General features: G+C 51.8%; 18 protein-coding genes. 11 read left to right on the top strand and 7 right to left on the bottom strand.

Annotated elements, in window-relative coordinates; genetic code table 11:
* Window positions 1–9 precede the first annotated feature (9 nt).
* Together DDT52_RS06485 and rlmM are read left to right on the top strand one after the other, a co-directional pair.
* Window positions 10–405, top strand: a complete 396-nt coding sequence (locus DDT52_RS06485) for a DUF423 domain-containing protein (RefSeq protein ID WP_109052786.1) — start codon at window positions 10–12, stop codon at window positions 403–405.
* Window positions 398–1,498, top strand: a complete 1,101-nt coding sequence (gene rlmM, locus DDT52_RS06490; RefSeq protein ID WP_109052787.1) for a 23S rRNA (cytidine(2498)-2'-O)-methyltransferase RlmM — start codon at window positions 398–400, stop codon at window positions 1,496–1,498. The genes DDT52_RS06485 and rlmM overlap by 8 nt, the downstream gene beginning before the upstream one ends.
* A 109-nt stretch (window positions 1,499–1,607) precedes the next feature.
* On the opposite strand, the gene xni is transcribed toward rlmM, so the two are convergent.
* The 3 genes from xni to queF form a co-directional block, all read right to left on the bottom strand.
* On the bottom strand, window positions 1,608–2,372 hold the full coding sequence (gene xni, locus DDT52_RS06495; protein ID WP_136155639.1) for a flap endonuclease Xni: 765 nt from the start codon (window positions 2,370–2,372) through the stop codon (window positions 1,608–1,610).
* 133 nt (window positions 2,373–2,505) lie between these two features.
* A complete protein-coding gene (gene ppnN, locus DDT52_RS06500; protein WP_136155640.1) occupies window positions 2,506–3,870 on the bottom strand; it encodes a nucleotide 5'-monophosphate nucleosidase PpnN in 1,365 nt (454 codons plus the stop codon).
* A 191-nt stretch (window positions 3,871–4,061) separates the two neighbouring features.
* Window positions 4,062–4,931 (bottom strand): NADPH-dependent 7-cyano-7-deazaguanine reductase QueF, encoded by an 870-nt coding sequence (gene queF / locus DDT52_RS06505; RefSeq protein ID WP_136155641.1) that lies wholly within the window; start codon window positions 4,929–4,931, stop codon window positions 4,062–4,064.
* A 69-nt stretch (window positions 4,932–5,000) separates the two neighbouring features.
* Between queF and syd the strand changes: the two genes are divergently transcribed.
* The 4 genes from syd to DDT52_RS06525 all read left to right on the top strand — a co-directional run bounded on the left by syd (window position 5,001) and on the right by DDT52_RS06525 (window position 7,873).
* Entirely contained in the window at window positions 5,001–5,549 is a 549-nt protein-coding gene (syd, locus tag DDT52_RS06510) for a SecY-interacting protein (protein ID WP_136155642.1), read from the top strand.
* Window positions 5,550–6,230: 681 nt separating this feature from the next.
* The gene (locus tag DDT52_RS06515; RefSeq protein WP_136155643.1) at window positions 6,231–6,611 is read left to right on the top strand and encodes a YqcC family protein; all 381 of its coding nucleotides are present in this window, start codon (window positions 6,231–6,233) and stop codon (window positions 6,609–6,611) included.
* Window positions 6,604–7,401, top strand: a complete 798-nt coding sequence (gene truC, locus DDT52_RS06520) for a tRNA pseudouridine(65) synthase TruC (protein ID WP_136155832.1) — start codon at window positions 6,604–6,606, stop codon at window positions 7,399–7,401. Before DDT52_RS06515 ends, truC begins: the two co-directional genes overlap by 8 nt.
* A gap of 16 nt (window positions 7,402–7,417) precedes the next feature.
* Window positions 7,418–7,873, top strand: coding sequence for a flavodoxin (locus DDT52_RS06525; RefSeq protein WP_136155644.1), 456 nt, complete (start codon window positions 7,418–7,420; stop codon window positions 7,871–7,873).
* 54 nt (window positions 7,874–7,927) lie between these two features.
* On the opposite strand, the gene DDT52_RS06530 is transcribed toward DDT52_RS06525, so the two are convergent.
* The 4 genes from DDT52_RS06530 to map all read right to left on the bottom strand — a co-directional run bounded on the left by DDT52_RS06530 (window position 7,928) and on the right by map (window position 13,039).
* The gene (locus tag DDT52_RS06530) at window positions 7,928–8,317 is read right to left on the bottom strand and encodes a DUF3461 family protein (RefSeq protein ID WP_136155645.1); all 390 of its coding nucleotides are present in this window, start codon (window positions 8,315–8,317) and stop codon (window positions 7,928–7,930) included.
* Between the two features lie 185 nt (window positions 8,318–8,502).
* Window positions 8,503–9,330, bottom strand: a complete 828-nt coding sequence (gene dapD / locus DDT52_RS06535) for a 2,3,4,5-tetrahydropyridine-2,6-dicarboxylate N-succinyltransferase (protein WP_109052795.1) — start codon at window positions 9,328–9,330, stop codon at window positions 8,503–8,505.
* A 28-nt stretch (window positions 9,331–9,358) separates the two neighbouring features.
* Window positions 9,359–12,043, bottom strand: coding sequence for a bifunctional uridylyltransferase/uridylyl-removing protein GlnD (gene glnD / locus DDT52_RS06540; RefSeq protein ID WP_136155646.1), 2,685 nt, complete (start codon window positions 12,041–12,043; stop codon window positions 9,359–9,361).
* Window positions 12,044–12,244: 201 nt separating this feature from the next.
* Window positions 12,245–13,039: a type I methionyl aminopeptidase gene (gene map, locus DDT52_RS06545; RefSeq protein ID WP_136155647.1), complete on the bottom strand. Its 795-nt coding sequence runs from the start codon at window positions 13,037–13,039 to the stop codon at window positions 12,245–12,247.
* Between the two features lie 350 nt (window positions 13,040–13,389).
* On the opposite strand from map, the gene rpsB reads away from it, so the two are divergent.
* From rpsB to ispC, 5 genes are all read left to right on the top strand, one after another.
* Window positions 13,390–14,115 (top strand): 30S ribosomal protein S2, encoded by a 726-nt coding sequence (gene rpsB / locus DDT52_RS06550; RefSeq protein WP_109052798.1) that lies wholly within the window; start codon window positions 13,390–13,392, stop codon window positions 14,113–14,115.
* Window positions 14,116–14,229: 114 nt separating this feature from the next.
* Complete coding sequence (gene tsf / locus DDT52_RS06555) at window positions 14,230–15,087, top strand: translation elongation factor Ts (protein WP_136155648.1); 858 nt, start codon at window positions 14,230–14,232, stop codon at window positions 15,085–15,087.
* Window positions 15,088–15,231: 144 nt separating this feature from the next.
* A complete protein-coding gene (gene pyrH, locus DDT52_RS06560) occupies window positions 15,232–15,963 on the top strand; it encodes a UMP kinase (protein ID WP_109052800.1) in 732 nt (243 codons plus the stop codon).
* Between the two features lie 254 nt (window positions 15,964–16,217).
* Complete coding sequence (frr, locus tag DDT52_RS06565; protein WP_109052801.1) at window positions 16,218–16,775, top strand: ribosome recycling factor; 558 nt, start codon at window positions 16,218–16,220, stop codon at window positions 16,773–16,775.
* Window positions 16,776–17,001: 226 nt separating this feature from the next.
* Complete coding sequence (ispC, locus tag DDT52_RS06570; RefSeq protein WP_136155649.1) at window positions 17,002–18,204, top strand: 1-deoxy-D-xylulose-5-phosphate reductoisomerase; 1,203 nt, start codon at window positions 17,002–17,004, stop codon at window positions 18,202–18,204.
* The last annotated feature ends 80 nt before the right edge of the window (window positions 18,205–18,284 follow it).

Raw genomic sequence — 18,284 nt, forward strand, 5'->3', positions numbered from 1 at the left:
ATAACAACGATGAATAGTCGTTTCATGCTGATTTTTTCTGCCGTCAGTGGCTTTGTTTTTGTTGCACTGGGGGCATTTGGCAGCCACGTGTTAAGTAAAACATTAGGTCCGACCGAACTCGCCTGGCTACATACCGGGCTGGAGTATCAGGCATTTCATACGCTGGCCATTCTGGCGTTGTCGATCGCCATGTATCAACGCACCAATCTCTGGTTTTACTGGAGTAGCGTTTTTCTGGCCTTGGGGACGGTGTTGTTCAGCGGTAGTCTGTACTGTCTGGCGCTTTCTCACCTGAGGCTGTGGGTTTACATCACGCCGATTGGCGGATTCTGTTTTCTGGCTGGTTGGCTGTTAATGTTAGTTGGCGCATTGCGTCTGAAGAGAAAGGCTGAACGCCATGAATAAAGTTATTCTGTACTGCCGTCCGGGATTTGAAAAAGAGTGTGCGGCAGAAATAACGGAAAAAGCAACGCATCATAATGCTTATGGTTTTGCCAGAGTAAAAGAGAACAGCGGCTATGTGATTTTTGAATGTTATCAGCATGAAGATGCCGAACGGCTGATAAAGGAACTGCCGTTCCATGAGTTGATTTTCGCCCGTCAGATGTTTGTCAGCGGCGAATTGCTGCGTGACCTGCCGCCGGAAGATCGTATTACGCCGATTGTTGGTATGTTAACCGGTGCGATTGAGCGTGCGGGCGAATTACGCGTCGAAGTGCCTGACACCAATGAAAGCAAAGAGCTGATGAAGTTCTGCCGCAAGTTTACCGTGCCCCTGCGTGCGGCGCTACGTGAGAACAAGATCCTGCTGGGGTATGAAAAAGCTGACCAACCCGTGGTGCATGTGCTGTTTATCGCTCCCGGCTGCTGCTATGTCGGTTACTCGCACAGTTTTAATAATTCTCCATTTTACATGGGGATCCCGCGCCTGAAGTTCCCGTCAGATGCCCCCAGCCGTTCGACGTTGAAACTGGAAGAGGCTTTCCACGTTTTCATCCCTGCGGATGAGTGGGATGAACGGCTTGGCAGCGGCATGTATGCGGTTGATTTGGGCGCATGTCCCGGCGGCTGGACTTACCAGCTCGTGAAACGCAGCATGATGGTTCACGCTGTGGATAATGGGCCGATGGCGCCCAGTTTGATGGATACCGGACAGGTGATGCATCATCAGGCCGATGGTTTCCGTTTTGAACCGCCGCGTAATAACGTTTACTGGCTGGTGTGTGACATGGTGGAAAAGCCGGCCAAGGTAACCAGCCTGATCGCCGACTGGCTGGTAAAGGGCTGGTGTCGCGAAGCGATATTCAACCTGAAACTGCCGATGAAAAAGCGTTATGAAGAAGTGTCGCAGAATCTGGCTTTGCTAAATGAGCGTCTGGCGGAGAGCGGTATTAATGCGGAAGTGCATGCCAAACAACTGTACCACGATCGTGAGGAGGTGACGGTTCATGCGCGGCGTTTCTGGAGCGCGGTACCGGGTCGGCGCGACGAGCGCTAGCGCTTGCTATCAGGGGCGGCGGCAAGGGGGGCGGACACCCCCCCTGCGCGATGTTTTCTGATACCTGTTTGTCGCGTGCCGTTCTTCACAATGGCAGGGAAATTGACTATCAGTGGTTGTTCTGCGGTAACCGTAACTGTTGCAAATTGCCATTCAGCGCCAGATCGGTGATGAGCGTCGATACACGGCGGCTGACAAACGCCATTTCCTTTTGTTGTTCAAGCTTGTTTCGCCATTTCTCCGGTACGTTCGCCAGATCCTGATAAAGCGCATCCAGACTGCCCGCCTGTTGCAGTAATTGCACGGCACTTTTGGGGCCGATACCGCTGACGCCCGGGATCTTGCTGCTGCTGATGCCTGCCAATCCCCAATAATCAGTAAGCTGTTGCGGCGACACGCCGAACTCCTGCTGGACGAAAGGTAGATCCAGCCAGCGCTTCTGAAAATAATCACGAATCTGGATCATCGGCGCCAGTAGCTGGCAGTAGCCTTTATCCGTTGAAACGATCGTCGCCTGATGTCCGGAATTTGCTACTTTGGTCGCCAGCGTAGCGGCCAGGTCGTCCGCTTCATTGCCCGGTGAATGCCAACAGCAAACGCTCATCCCGGCAAAGGCTGCTTTGATCTGCGGTAGCTCCTGTCTGAGGTTCTCCGGCATTGGCGCTCGCCCGGCTTTGTAGTCAGGTAAAATCTGGTGTCGCCAGCTGGTGTTGCGATCTTCATCATCAAACACGGCAACGGCGTGGGTCGGCTGACTGTGCTGCAATAACTGATTCAGCGCATGTAGACAGGCGGGTACGCAGGGGGAACCCTGTACCGCATGAATTCGGCGTATCAAATTAAGTGCATCGACAATCAGCAGATGAACCGGCATAAATAGCTTCCTGATGGTGTGGTCGTACGGGGAAGCCCGGCTTCCCCGTACAGGGCTGATGAATCGGACCGATAAAACCAACCCGATTCGTTTTCACCGCTTGGCCGCGCTGTCGTATTAAGACGTAAGTGCGCTATGCGCAAATCTCGTAGCAGGGAATATACGTACTGCCGGGGAGCTTCATGCGCTGCTGCGCGACAAAACCCTGTAGCAGTCTATCCATGCTCTTCATGAGCTGCGTATCGCCATGGATCTTATACGGCCCTTGCTCCTCAATTGCCCGGATCCCCACTTCCTTGACGTTCCCGGCAACGATGCCTGAAAACGCCCGCCGCAGCGCCGCCGCCAGCTCTTCCGGCGGCTGATTGCCATGCAGATTCAGGTTAGCCATGTTTTCGTGCGTTGGCTCGAATGGCATCTGCAAACCCGGCGCAATCCGCAGTGACCAGTTAAAGCTGTAAGCATCTCCCGTGTGTCTGCGGCTTTCCTTGACCAACGGCATTGATTTTTTCATTTGACGAGCCACTTCTGCGGCGTCATTGATGACGATAGAGTAGTAGCGGCGCGCCTGACGTCCTAACGTGCCGACAATAAACTCGTCCAGTACGCGGAAATAATCGGCGCTCTCTTCTGGGCCGGTCAGAACAATCGGCAGCACTTGCTCGCTGTTTTCCGGATTCATCATAATGCCCAGCAGGTAAAGGAACTCTTCTGCGGTTCCGACCCCTCCGGGGAAAATGACAATGCCGTGCCCGATGCGTACAAACGCTTCCAGCCGTTTTTCGATATCCGGCATGATAAGCAGTTCGTTCACCAGCGGATTCGGTGGTTCAGCCGCAATGATGGAAGGTTCCGTCATCCCGATAAAACGGCCGTCTTTATAGCGCTGCTGCGCATGCCCGACCGCAGCGCCTTTCATCGGCGCCTCCATCGCGCCGGGGCCACAGCCGGTACAGATGTTCAGTTCACGCAGACCAAGCTGGCTGCCGACTTTACGGGCATACAGGTACTCGGTTTCGTTGATTGAATGCCCCCCCCAACACACCACCATATTCGGCTCTTCGCCTACATGCAGGGCTCTGGCATTACGCAAAATGGAAAAAACCAGATTGGTAATGTGCGTAGAATTTTCCAGATTCAGATTCTGATAGCGGCCCGCGCTGGCAATCTGTCCGTTAACAAACAAAATGTCGCGCAGAACGGCAAACAGGTTGGCCTGCAATGAACGAATGATGTACCCGTCAACAAAGGCCTCTTCAGGTGGATTGATCAATTCCAGTTTCACGCCACGTTCACGACGCAGCACGTTAATGTCGAAGCTTTCATAACGTGAAAGCAGTTCCTTACTGCTGTCCGTCTGGCTACCTGAGTTTAAGACGGCAAGAGAACAGTTACGAAACAAACGATAGAGATCGCTGCTGGCAGTGCTTTTCAGCATGTCCACTTCCAACTGCGATAACAAGTCCATAGACCCTAATGGGCTGATATGTGTAATCAATTTTACTCCTTGATACGAAATATAATCCGCCATTCCGCTGATGGCGGAAAAGACTCATGCCGGTACAGAGGCTTTGGGAAAGTATGATCTCTGGCCTTCAGACTTTTCCATTGCTTCACCTTAACGTGGCGCCATCATTTTTTCCAATCATGGCTGTGTGCCAAAACATAATGTTGCGTAATGTTTCGCATTTATTGACGTGGTAGCCGCCCATTCGGTGCGATAAACGCAGTATTACTGCGCCACGGATTGATATCCAGCCCGCCCCGGCGAGTATAACGGGCATAGACGCTGAGGGTCTCCGGCTGGTAATAACGCATCAGGTCGTTAAAAATGCGCTCCACGCATTGCTCGTGAAATTCATTATGATGACGGAACGACACGATGTAACGCAGCAGGGCTTCCCGGTTGATTCGTCTGCCACGATAGTGGATTTGCACTGAGCCCCAGTCGGGTTGGTGGGTAATAAGGCAGTTTGATTTCAACAGATGGCTGACCAGCGTTTCTTCGACTACCCGATCGTCTTCCATCGACGAGGCCCCATCCGATGCGCCGGGAATCAGATAGTCCGCGTTGAATTCGTAGCCGTCGATACGGATATCCTGATCGTCGATACATTCCCCTGCAAACCGGGCAACCGGCAGACCTTCCAGTTCGCTGAGCTTGAACAGTGTGACGCTGACCTGACCTTGCGCGCAGCGGCCAAGATCCTTTATCAAGGTCGTGCGAACCGCCTCCCAACTATCAAATTGGGTCTGATTAAAACTGTTGAGATAAAGTTTGAAGCTTTTAGACTCAATCAGATTCAGGCTATTCGCCTCCAGATGCATTTCACCGACGGCCACCTGGGGTACGCCGTTTGGGTTGAGCCAGGAAAGTTCGTAGAGTGTCCAGATATCGGCGCCATGGAACGGCAGGCTATCCGGGAAAATGCCGAGCGGCTCGCGATTAAGACTGCGTGGCACCGGCTGTAATAGTCCGGCATCGTAACGATCGTGATAAGGTGTGGGTTTCCCCAGCGTCAGTCCGCTCAGGGCCTGATGCTTGTCATAGACGGACATGCTGTTACCTGATTAAAAAGATATCATGGCGAGTAGTGTAACCCGACTAACAGAACGATGAGAAAAATTATGGATTGTGACGTCTCCCAGGCATTGTCAGCATTTACCCAGCGTTATATTGAACTCTGGCAGCGGGAAACCGGCCATTCTCCCGCCAGCGACGCTTTATATGGCGTGCCTTCCCCCTGCATTATCGAAACCCGGGAAGAGACGGTTTACTGGTTGCCGCAGCCGTTTTCGCCTGCCTCGGCGCTGGATGGCGTCGAGAGAGCATTGGATATCAGCCTGCATCCGGATATTCATGCTTTTTACACCACCCAATATGCGGGTGATATGACGGCACAATTCGATTCGCGTTCATGTACCCTGCTACAGGTCTGGAGTGAAGGCGATTTCATCCGTATGCAGGAAAATCTGATTGGGCATCTGCTGACCCAGAAGCGCCTGAAGTTATCGCCGACACTATTTTTGGCGACCACGGATTCCGAAATGACGATGGTGTCGCTGTGCAATGTTTCCGGGCAGGTTCTTCTGGAAGAGTTTGGTACAAAGCGGCATCAGATTCTGGCTCCCACGTTGGCCGGGTTTCTCTCTGGACTTTGTCCGCAGATAAGCTAATGATTAATCATGTTTCACTTTTGGTCATGTGAGAGATCTCTTACATTTGCTGTGCGAGATATCTTATCTTTCATGTGAAGGTTGAGTGTCATTTTTATTTTTCCATTATTAATTAGTCTGTTATGTTTAAACTTTTTCTTTTTGCAGAAAGCTTTTTGATAAACATTGTCATTTACCTCTTGCCGAACCCTAACAATTAATACATCTTATTACTTAAGTTAGTAACCGGTTACAGTGGATTTGACGGTTATTATCAGTAATCGGTGGACCAGTTATGACGCGCTTGGTACACCTGTACTTTTCAGGATGAAACGCGTTTTCAGGATGAAATCAGGGACACCTCCAGGACGGAGACTGAGAGCCGACGAGGAGTGTCGGTGGGGCTGGAGCCTAAAGGGATTGAATCATGGATGATACAGGATGGCCAAGTCAGGAAGAAAGTCGGACGACTACACGGACAGTGGGTTAGGAAGACCGTCACGGAAAAGTTTTCACGGATGAGCAGGGATGCAAAAGTGTAGCGGGATAGCTATAAAACGAATCGGGGGTACTGGTAATCAGTACCCCCATTTTTTTGCTTATTTTTAGCGTAGGGTTCACCAAAGTGTGAATATTGGGCGAGACTGATATCAATGCTATGCTTTGCCGCCTATTGAACAGGCTTCAGTTGTGAGAAACCGCATGAGTATAGAGAATCAGGTTCGTCAGTCTTTATTCGATCTTGAACGCGTTTTAAGAGATAGCCCTTTCTGGGAAGTGTCGCCACCGGACGCAGCGGCTTTTAACAGTGTTGAACCCTTCTGCATCGATACGATGTCTGCTGTTCAGTGGCTCCAGTGGGTGCTGTTGCCGCGTATGCATGCATTACTGGACAACGGCGCGCCGCTACCTGAAAAATTCTTACTGTTGCCTTATTTCGAAGAAGCGCTGGATGGCGTGTCGGAAGATATCGAGCCTGTTTTGCTGTGTGTCGGTCAACTCGATGCGCTGTTCATCAAGAATGAGCAAGGGCGTTTTGATCTTGATGAAGACGGCGCTTCTGATGAAAACAGCGATGCTTGAGATCATTTATCAGGATGATCATCTGGTTGCAGTCAACAAGCCTGCTGGTTGGCTGGTGCACCGCAGTTGGTTGGATCGTAAAGAAAAAGTCGTGGTGATGCAGACTCTGCGCGATCAGATTGGTCAGCATGTCTATACGGTTCATCGCCTGGACAGGCCGACATCAGGCGTACTGCTACTGGCGTTATCCCGTGACGTGGCGCGTTCATTGTCTCAACGGTTTGAACAGCATCAGATGCAGAAAATCTATCACGCGGTGGTGCGGGGTTATGTATCAGATGACGGGGTGATTGATTACGCGCTGACGGAAGAACTGGATAAAATCGCGGATAAATTTTCCAGCCCCGATAAAGCGCCGCAGCCTGCCGTCAGTCATTATCGTTCTCTGGCTCAGGCTGAGATGTCCGTGGCAATAGGCCGCTATCCGACATCACGTTATAGCCTGCTGGAGTTGACGCCGCAAACCGGACGCAAGCATCAGTTGCGTCGTCATATGTCACATATTCGCCATCCCATTATCGGTGACAGCACACATGGCGATTTGCGACAGAACCGTGGGATGGAAGCGAATTTTGCCTGCGGCAGATTGATGTTGCATGCCAGCCAGTTGAATTTGTCCCACCCGGTGAGCGGGGCGTGGCTTACTTTGCGGGCCCGTTGGGATTCGCCATGGCAGGGTGTAATGTCACAATTCGGTTGGCAAGGCATTCTCCCTGACTTTGAAAGGGTTGAGTTTCCTGACGCATCGGGTCAGGATAGCGGGCATTTCATCTCATCAGGCATTAAATAAAAAGGGAGTCGGAAGCATGGCGCAGATTGGTATTTTTGTTGGTACGGTCTACGGGAATGCACTTCTGGTAGCTGAAGAAGCGGAGAATATCCTCAGAGAACGCGGGCATGAGGTCAAGGTTTTTGAGGATGCCTCGCTGGAGGAATGGCTCGAGTATCGCGATCGTTACGTGCTGGTGGTGACGTCGACGACGGGGCAGGGGCAACTGCCTGACTCGATTGCTCCTTTGTACGTGGCGCTGCGCGAGAAGGGGGGTTATCAGCCGGATTTGCGCTATGGATTGATTGCGCTGGGTGACAGTAGCTACGAGAACTTTTGCGGCGGCGGTCATCAGTTTGATGAGTTACTGCGGGAGATCGGCGCTAAACGCCTTGGTGATGTTTTGGACATTGATGCTATCGAACACCCGGAACCGGAAGTGCTCTCCTGCCCGTGGGTTGAGCAGTGGGCTGAGTTGGTAGAGGCGCAGTAAGATGAGAAACGGGAGATTAAGCTCCCGTTTTCGTTGACGAGATCGTGGGGGGAATCAGCGATTTTTAGTCAGCTTTTCCAAATCGGTTTCGATCTCGGCGATTTTGTTTGAAACAACGCTTTCCAGATGACGCAGATCGTCAAGGATTTTGCGTTTCAGATCCACTTCCACCTGTTCGTGCTGACAGATTTGATCAAGTTCATCAATGACATAACGTAAGTTTGGACTGATTTCGTTGATCTCTTTATAACCCTGCCCCGCGTTGTCGGCCATGATGGTTTTGCGCTGGCGCGGATATTTGAACTTCACGCTTTTGGCGAAAAACTCGCCTTTGTCCTTGCGGAAGTATATTTTCAGAATGTCGTTGCTGGCCTCCTGGCGCAGGCTATAGCGATCAATATCGTCGGGATTGGTTATCCCCAGGCTTTTCAGATTGTCATACATAGCGCCACCTTTTTGATTTTAAAATAACGCGTTTATCATACTGATAAACGGTTCGTTCCATCTGTGACGGCCCGCCATAAAAATCGCCGGGAACGATGTTAAACGTCGCCGGCGACGGCCCGCAGGGTGACGGACAAGCTGCCCGTCATAAAAAATGGCGGGTTAAATAACCCGCCAGATTCAGTTTAGTCGATGGAGCGTAATAACTCATTAATGCCCACTTTACCGCGGGTTTTCGCATCCACTTTTTTCACAATCACCGCACAGTACAGGCTATGGCTGCCATCTTTGGACGGCAGGTTTCCGGATACCACCACGGACCCGGCAGGTACGCGGCCGTAGTGAATTTCGCCTGTTTCGCGATCGTAAATTCGGGTGCTCTGGCTGATGAAAACACCCATCGAAATGACGGAACCTTCTTCAATGATAACGCCTTCAACCACTTCGGAACGGGCGCCGATAAAACAGTTGTCTTCGATGATGGTCGGGTTGGCCTGTAACGGTTCCAGCACGCCGCCAATGCCGACGCCGCCCGACAGGTGGACATTTTTACCGATTTGGGCGCAGGAGCCGACGGTTACCCAGGTATCCACCATCGTACCTTCATCGACATAGGCGCCAATATTGACATAAGAAGGCATAAGAACGGTATTGCGGGCGATGAAGGCCCCGCGGCGTACGCTGGCGGGAGGAGCAACGCGCACGCCTTCGCGCTGAAAACGTTCCTCATCATAATCCGCGAACTTCATCGGAACCTTGTCGTAATAGCGGGTTTCCGCGCCTTCAATGATTTGGTTATCGTTAATACGAAAAGAGAGCAGCACGGCCTTTTTAAGCCATTGATGTGTGACCCACTGGCCGTCAATTTTTTCCGCGACACGCAGCGCACCGCTGTCCAGCAGGCTGATGGCCTGATTGACCGCTTCACGCGTCACGGTGTCTGCGCTTGCCGGTGTGATCTCGGCGCGGCGCTCGAAAGCAGTTTCGATAACGTTCTGTAGTTGTTGGTGCATCCTGTTTTCTCTTTCCTGATTGTGAAAATTAACTCAATGGTACTTTATCGTTTGGGTTTAGGGCCTCTGTCAACCGTTCTTGCAATTTAAGGCGCAATTCCGGTTTGAGGGCCCGCCTGTCGCTGTCGGCGAGGATAAACAAATCTTCTACCCGCTCACCAATGGTGGAGATTCGGGCGCCGTGCAATGAAAGATTCAGGTCGGAAAATATTTCGCCGATACGGGCCAACAGACCTGGCTGGTCGAGTGCGCTGAGTTCCATATAGCTGCGCCGGTCTGTATGCGTAGGCAAAAAATTGACCTCGGTGGGGACGCTGAAGTGACGCAGCTTCGGCGACGGGCGACGCATGCGCGGATGCTGATAATCACGCTGCGTCAGCGCCTGTTCCAACGCATGACGAATCATTTCGTGGCGATCCTGCGCCAGCGGGCTGCCATCCGGCTCCAGCACAATAAAGGTATCCATCGCCATGCCGTCCCGGCTGGTGAAAATCTGGGCATCGTGAACGCTTAAATTGCGCCGATCCAGCTCACCCGCAACCGCTGCGAACAGATAAGGTCGATCCGGACTCCGGATGAAGAGCTCCGTACCGCCCCGGCTCGCCTGATGACTGATAAGCACCAGCGGTTTATTGGTATCGTGTTCCAGCAGGTGACGGGCATGCCACGCCAGCTGGTTTGGCGAGTGACGAAGGAAATAATCGGCCCGGCACCGGCTCCAGATATGATGCAGCGCTTCTTCATCAATGTTATCCATCCGTAACAGGGCCAGCGCTTGCAGACGATGGTGGCGTACGCGTTCGCGCAGATCCGGGGTATTTTGCATTCCCCGGCGCAGCTGTTTTTCCGTCGCGAAATAGAGCTCGCGCAACAGGCTCTGTTTCCAGCTGTTCCACAGCGTTTCATTGGTCGCACAGATATCCGCAACGGTCAGACTGACCAGATAACGCAGACGCGTTTCACTCTGTACTTCGGTGGCGAATTGCTGAATAACCGTCGGATCCTGAATATCCCGACGCTGTGCGGTAACCGACATAAGTAAATGACGGCGCACCAGCCAGGAAACCAGCTGCGCTTCCCGTGAGTTCAATCCGTGCAGCGCGGCAAATTCGAGCGCATCTTGCGCGCCCAGTTCGGAGTGATCGCCGCCGCGGCCTTTGGCGATGTCGTGAAACAGCGCGGCGAGCAGCAGTAATTCTGGCTGCGGCAAACGAGGATAGAGTTCTACGCACAGCGGATGGAGCGCACGGGTTTCCTCATCGGAGAAACTTTCCAGCTTCATCAGTACCCGGATGGTATGTTCATCAACCGTGTAGGCATGGAACAAATCAAACTGCATCTGGCCGACGATATTTCCCCACTGCGGCATGTAGGCCCACAGTACGCTGTGACGGTGCATGGGCAGCAGCGCACGGCTTACGGCATGCGGATGGCGCAGCATGTTCATAAACAGATGCCGGGCTTCGGGAATGGTGCACAGCGGACTGGCAAGGTGGCGTCGGGCGTGACGAAGCTGACGTAGCGTTGTCGAATAAATTCCCGTGATATCGCGGTTACGCACCATCAGGTAAAACATGCGCATGATGGCTTCCGGCTTCCGGATAAACAGCGTCTCGTCACGCAGATCAATCAGACTGCCGCGCAGTTGAAATTCTTCATCGATCGCACGCGGTTTTTCATTGGCTTCCAGCGCGAGAATGGCTTCATCAAACAATTGCAGCAGCATCTGATTCAACTCGCTAACGCGGCGAGTCATACGGAAGAAGTCCTTCATCATGCGCTCTACCGGCGCGTTTCCTTCTCCCTGATATTGCAACAACTGCGCGACGTTGAGCTGTCGGTCGAACAGCAGCCGGTTATCATAGCGTGGCAGCATCAGGTGTAAGGCAAACCGAATACGCCATAGGAAGCTCTGGCATTCATTCAGCTCTTTGCGTTCCGCTTCGGTCAAAAAGCCAAAGCCCACCATTTCATCAAGCGAGGTCGCGCCAAAATGACGGCGTGCCACCCACAATAGGGTATGAATATCGCGCAACCCACCCGGGCTGCTTTTGATATCGGGTTCGAGATTGTAACTGGTGCTGTGATAGCGCTGATGACGTTCCTGCTGTTCGGCGATTTTAGCCGGAAAGAAGGTTGACGACGGCCAGAATTCTTCGCTGAATACCTGTTTCTGCAAATTGAGGAACAACGCCACATCACCGCATATCATGCGCGATTCGATCAGGTTGGTCGCAACGGAAATGTCGGCTCGGCCCTCTTGCAGACACTGTTCCAGCGTTCTGACGCTGTGACCGACTTCGAGTTTAATATCCCACAGTAAGGTAATGAATTTGCCGACGAGCTGTGAATCTTGTTCGCTAAGTTTATTCTGACTCAGAAACAGCACGTCAATATCGGAGAGCGGATGCAGCTCGCCGCGGCCATAGCCGCCAACCGCGACCAGTGCGGTCTGCGAAATTTTTTCAAAGCCATAAAAGAACCATAGCCGTTGCAACAGGCGATCGATGAAAAGCGTCCTGGCATCAATCAGCGTTTCCGCACTGACACCGGATTTGAATTCGCAGCCTAACCAGCTTTGAAATTGTTCCAGTTGCCGCTTCAGCGTCTGGCAGTTCAGCATATCGTCGCTGTATGTCAGCGGCGAGGCTGGAGGTTGAGCAACCACGGTGGATTGCGCAGGACTATCTGGCGAAAGGTTTTTTTGGATCATAATGCGCAGCCCATAACAAATCGCTGTGAGTGATGTTAAATGCCGCTTTCAATGCAATGAAGCGACATGGTCAAGACAGACTGCCATAAAAAATCGCCGGGAGCGATTTTAAACGTCGCTTGCGACGGCCCGAAGGGTGGTGGGCAGGGATAGCCCACCATAAAAAATCGCCGTAAAAAGCCGGCAATTGCCGGCTCGGTATTATGCCTGATGGGCGATGATATTGGGGATGGTGTCATCTTTGCGCAGCGTCATGATTTCGCAGCCGTTTTCGGTTACCACAATCGTATGTTCGTATTGTGCCGACAAGCTGCGATCTTTGGTTTTAACCGTCCAACCGTCTTTCATGGTCCGAATACGGTAATCGCCGGCGTTGACCATGGGTTCAATGGTAAACGCCATGCCGGGCTGCAAAACGACGCCGCCGTCATCCGCATCGTAGTGCAATACCTGGGGCTCTTCGTGGAACCCGGCTCCAATCCCGTGACCACAATATTCACGAACGACGGAGAAGCTGTTTGCTTCGACAAACTTCTGGATTTCCTTACCGAGAGAACGCAGGCGGATGCCGGGTTTCACCATTTTCAATGCCAGATACAGGCTCTCCTGGGTAATGCGGCACAGACGCTCGCCCAGAATCGTCGGTTTACCCGCAATGAACATCTTCGAGGTATCGCCATGAAAACCCTCTTTGATAACGGTCACGTCAATATTGACGATATCGCCGTTTTTCAGGATTTTTTCTTCGCTGGGAATACCGTGGCAGACCACTTCATTAACGGAAATGCAGACCGATTTCGGGAAGCCGTGATAGCCCAGGCTAGCGGAAATCGCATGCTGTTTATTAACGATATGGTCGTGGCAGATCCGGTCCAGCTCTGCCGTACTCACGCCCGGAACAACATGAGGTTCGATAATTTCCAGTACTTCGGCTGCCAGACGTCCGGCGACGCGCATTTTCTCGATGTCTTCAGGAGTTTTGATTGATATTGCCATTAAATATTGTCCGCAAGGTGTCCTGCGCAAGCCGCAGGAATTAAGGTCGGTGATAAAGTAATAACTTATGTTATCAGCCCGGCTATTAGCTTGCCAAATTATCATTCCGAACGACGGCGCGATGCGCAACAAAAGTTGGTGTCTCGGGGGGATTTATGGTATAAAGCGCGCCGATGATCCGGCTGGATATTTTTGTATGATATCTGACCGCATCGACTAAACTCACTTTGTGTATATAACACACACGTGTCGGCACGTTCGCCGGGGTGCTCCAAAGGTTTTCAACCTGCGGAGTCGGCGCAATGGGACACGTGGAGGCTTAACCCCATACTTAATTTATAGAGGTAATCATGGCAACTGTTTCCATGCGCGATATGCTCAAGGCTGGCGCACACTTTGGTCACCAGACCCGTTACTGGAACCCGAAAATGAAGCCGTTCATCTTCGGTGCCCGTAACAAAGTGCACATCATCAACCTTGAGAAAACTGTACCGATGTTCAACGATGCACTGGCTGAGCTGAGCAAAATTGCTTCTCGCAAGGGCAAAATTCTGTTCGTTGGTACTAAACGCGCAGCAAGTGAAGCGGTAAAAGACGCTGCCAACAGCTGCGACCAGTTCTTCGTGAACCATCGTTGGTTGGGCGGTATGCTGACTAACTGGAAAACGGTTCGTCAGTCAATCAAGCGTCTGAAAGATCTGGAGACTCAGTCCCAGGATGGTACTTTCGACAAGCTGACCAAGAAAGAAGCGCTGATGCGCACTCGTGAACTGGACAAGCTGGAAAACAGCCTGGGCGGTATCAAAGACATGGGCGGCCTGCCAGACGCGCTGTTCGTTGTTGATGCCGATCATGAGCACATTGCAATCAAAGAAGCTAACAACCTGGGTATTCCGGTATTTTCTATCGTTGATACCAACTCCGATCCAGATGGCGTTGACTTCATTATCCCTGGTAACGATGACGCAATCCGTGCAGTTAGCCTGTACCTGAGCGCTGTTGCGACTGCCATCCGCGAAGGCCGTTCTCAAGATCTGGCTGAGCAGGCAGAAGAAGGCTTAGTAGAAGCTGAATAATAAGGCTGGCTCATTGGAGCCCTTATTAACCAGGTATTGACATATGTTGGTTAGAGGGGCCTGTCAAGGCCCCTTTTTTACTTATCTCCCCGCGAGATAACCGAGGAAAAGATAATGGCTGAAATTACCGCTGCCCTGGTAAAAGAACTGCGTGAGCGTACTGGCGCAGGCATGATGGAATGTAAGAAAGCGCTGGTTGAAGCGAATGGCGACATTGAGCTGGCTATCGACAACATGCGTAAATCTGGCCAGGCGAAAGCTGCCAAGAAAGCAGGCCGCGTCGCTGCTGAAGGCGTTATCCTGACTAAGATTTCTGCAGACGGCAAATATGGCGTCATCGTTGAGCTGAACTGCGAAACCGACTTCGTTGCCAAAGATGCCGGCTTCAAAGCGTTCGGTGAAGAAGTTGCCGCTGCCGCTTTGAACGATCGCATTTCCGATGTTGACGTTCTGAAAGCGAAATTTGAAGAACAGCGTACTGCGCTGGTGGCTAAAATTGGTGAAAACATCAATATCCGCCGTATCGCTATCCTGGAAGGCGACGTACTGGGTTCTTATCTGCACGGCGCGCGTATCGGCGTTATGGTGGCGGCCAAAGGTGCTGATGACGAACTGATCAAGCACATTGCTATGCACATTGCTGCCAGCAAACCTGAATATGTCAAAGCTGAAGATGTTCCTGCTGATGTGGTCGCTCGTGAGTACCAGATTCAGTTGGATATCGCGGTGCAATCCGGCAAGCCGCGTGAAATCGCAGAGAAAATGGTTGAAGGCCGTATGCGTAAATTCACCGGTGAGATCTCTCTGACCGGTCAGCATTTCGTTATGGACCCAAGCAAAACCGTCGGCGATCTGTTGAAAGAGCACAAAGCCGACGTAATCAACTTCATCCGTTTTGAAGTGGGTGAAGGTATTGAGAAAGCTGAAGTTGATTTTGCTGCTGAAGTTGCAGCAATGAGTAAGCAGTCTTAATAGTAAAAAAAGGGGCCGCCAGTTGGCGGTTCCTTTTTATCCAGCCAAAATAATTTCAGTACATTTGATCGTTCACACTCTGGTGAAGGATGAAGTGTGACGGTAATAACTCCCAATACGACGACAGCCTGTAGGACAAACACCATGGCAACCAATGCAAAACCCGTATATCAACGAATCCTGCTTAAGCTAAGTGGCGAAGCTTTACAGGGAACAGAAGGTTTTGGTATCGATGCGAGCATTCTGGATCGCATGGCTCAGGAAGTAAAAGAACTGGTTGAGTTGAGCATCCAGGTCGGTGTGGTTATCGGCGGTGGCAACCTGTTTCGTGGTGCCGGTCTGGCGAAGGCGGGTATGAACCGTGTCGTGGGCGATCACATGGGAATGCTGGCAACCGTGATGAATGGTCTGGCGATGCGTGATGCGTTGCATCGCGCCTATGTGAACGCTCGCCTGATGTCGGCTATTCCGCTGAACGGCGTATGTGACAATTACAGTTGGGCAGAGGCTATCAGCTTGTTACGCAATAACCGCGTGGTGATCTTCTCTGCCGGTACCGGCAACCCTTTCTTTACGACAGATTCGGCAGCCTGCCTGCGCGGCATTGAGATTGAAGCCGACGTCGTGCTGAAAGCGACAAAAGTCGATGGCGTCTATTCTGCCGATCCGGTACAAGATCCTTCAGCGACCCTGTATGAAACGCTGAGCTATCAGGAAGTGCTGGAGCGTGAGTTAAAAGTAATGGACTTGGCCGCTTTCACACTGGCTCGCGATCATAATCTGCCTATCCGAGTTTTCAACATGAACAAACCAGGCGCGTTGCGCCGGGTTGTCATGGGGGAGAAAGAAGGGACGTTGATCAGTAATAACGGATAACCTTAAAAATAAGGTAATATCCTGTTTTGTTGACAGAAGATAGTATCTACCCGACACGACTCAAGCGGTCGTCAGATAGTCAGTGAACGAACCTGGGCGCTCCTCATCGGTATCGCCGGGGTAAGTGAAAAACGCTGAGTACACCATCAGCTTTGAGTTTTAAGGGGAGACCGCCAGTTCTCGCTGGTATTAATTATTCACCGGGTCATGCGGCGCGTGGCCTGTCAGGCAACCAGTATTCAAGGGTTCACAACGTGATTAATGAAATTAGAAAAGATGCTGAAACGCGCATGGAAAAATGCGTAGAGGTTTTCAAAAACCAGATCAGCAAAATTCGTACTGGCCGCGCATCACCCAGTATTCTCGACGGTATTCAGGTTGAGTACTATGGCAGTGCTACGCCGCTGCGCCAGTTGGCTAACATCGTCGTGGAAGATTCTCGTACGCTGGCGATTACCGTATTTGATCGTTCACTCGGTCCGGCGGTTGAGAAAGCGATTATGACTTCCGATTTGGGCTTGAACCCGTCTTCCGCCGGTACGGTCATTCGCGTTCCGCTGCCGCCGTTGACGGAAGAGCGTCGTAAAGACCTGATCAAGGTTGTGCGCAGTGAAGCTGAACAAGGGCGTGTTTCCGTGCGTAACGTGCGCCGTGATGCCAACGATAAGCTGAAAGCCCAACTGAAAGACAAGGCGATCAGTGAAGATGAAGAACGCCGCGCTCAGGATGATATCCAGAAACTGACTGATGTTTTCATCAAGAAAGTGGATACCGCGCTGGCGGAGAAAGAAGCTGAACTGATGGAGTTTTAATTCCATTAGCCTGATAAGCGTCGCAGGAAGGGCGGGAGTGTATTATTCCGTCTTTTCCGGCGGCGTTTTATTTTTATCAAATTCGTTGGTGCAGACCAGCCCCGTTGGGCGGTAAATCATTTTTTGCCGTGACATCTTTTCTCATAAATATTATGGGCACGTCATGGCAATCTTCTCAGACTGGTGTACCTTCCTGTAATCAAATCCAGTTATTCAGAGCATTTTAATGAAGCAACTGACAATTCTTGGTTCTACTGGTTCTATCGGCGTCAGCTCGCTGGCGGTTATTCAGGCAAATCCAGACAAATTTGCAGTCAAAGCGCTGTCGGCCGGACGCAACGTCGAGCTTATGCTGGAGCAATGCCTGACGTTTCATCCGGCTTACGCCTCAATGGCGGATGAAGTGGCGGCCAAAAGGTTACGCGAACAATTGGCGCAATATGGGTGCCGGACTGAAGTGTTATCCGGAGAGCAGGCGGCCTGTGAGCTGGCAGCCCTGGATGATGTTGATCAGGTCATGGCGGCGATTGTCGGCGCGGCGGGGTTGTTGCCAACGCTGGCGGCCATTCGGGCGGGCAAACAGGTTCTGTTGGCCAATAAAGAGTCTCTGGTTACCTGTGGACGCTTGTTTATGGACGCGGTGGCGCAGAGCAATGCAAAGATCCTGCCGATAGACAGCGAACATAATGCGATTTTTCAGAGTTTACCTGAGCAAATTCAGCGGCAGTTAGGCTATTCTTCATTAGCGCAACACGGTGTTGAGCGCATTGTCCTGACGGGATCGGGTGGGCCATTTCGCGAAACGGCGATATCGGCGTTGGCGGATGTGACGCCCGATCAGGCTTGTGCGCATCCGAACTGGTCAATGGGACGTAAAATTTCGGTTGATTCTGCCACCATGATGAACAAAGGGCTGGAATATATCGAAGCCCGCTGGCTGTTTAATGCCTCCGCGGAACAAATGGAAGTCATCATTCATCCTCAGTCTGTCATTCATTCAATGGTGCGTTATCGTGATGGCAGCGTACTGGCGCAGTTAGGTTCGCCAGATATGCGAACACCGATCGCGCATGCGATGGCTTACCCCGAGCGAGTCACGTCAGGTGCCAAGGCGCTGGATTTCTGCCAGTTGGGAGCGCTGACGTTTTCCGCACCGGACTATGCGCGCTATCCATGTATACAGCTGGCGATAGATGCCTGCAATCATGGTCAGGCGGCGACCACCGCGCTGAATGCTGCCAATGAAATTGCTGTCGCCGCATTTTTACAGGCACAGATTCGCTTTACGGATATTGCCGCCATTAATCAGCATGTGATGGATCAACTTACATTGCCCGAGCCGGCGAGTGTTGATGAGGTTCTTGCTATCGATTTCTGGGCAAGGCAAGCCGCGACGCAAGTGCTGATGCATGGCGGGCAGACTCGATAACGTATTCAGAAGGCACAATTTGTTCATGTGCGGTTGAGGTGGTATAGTCTGCGCCACTCAATGGTCGGCTATGTGACATG

The organism is Brenneria roseae subsp. roseae (assembly GCF_003115845.1).
GTDB lineage: Bacteria > Pseudomonadota > Gammaproteobacteria > Enterobacterales > Enterobacteriaceae > Brenneria > Brenneria roseae.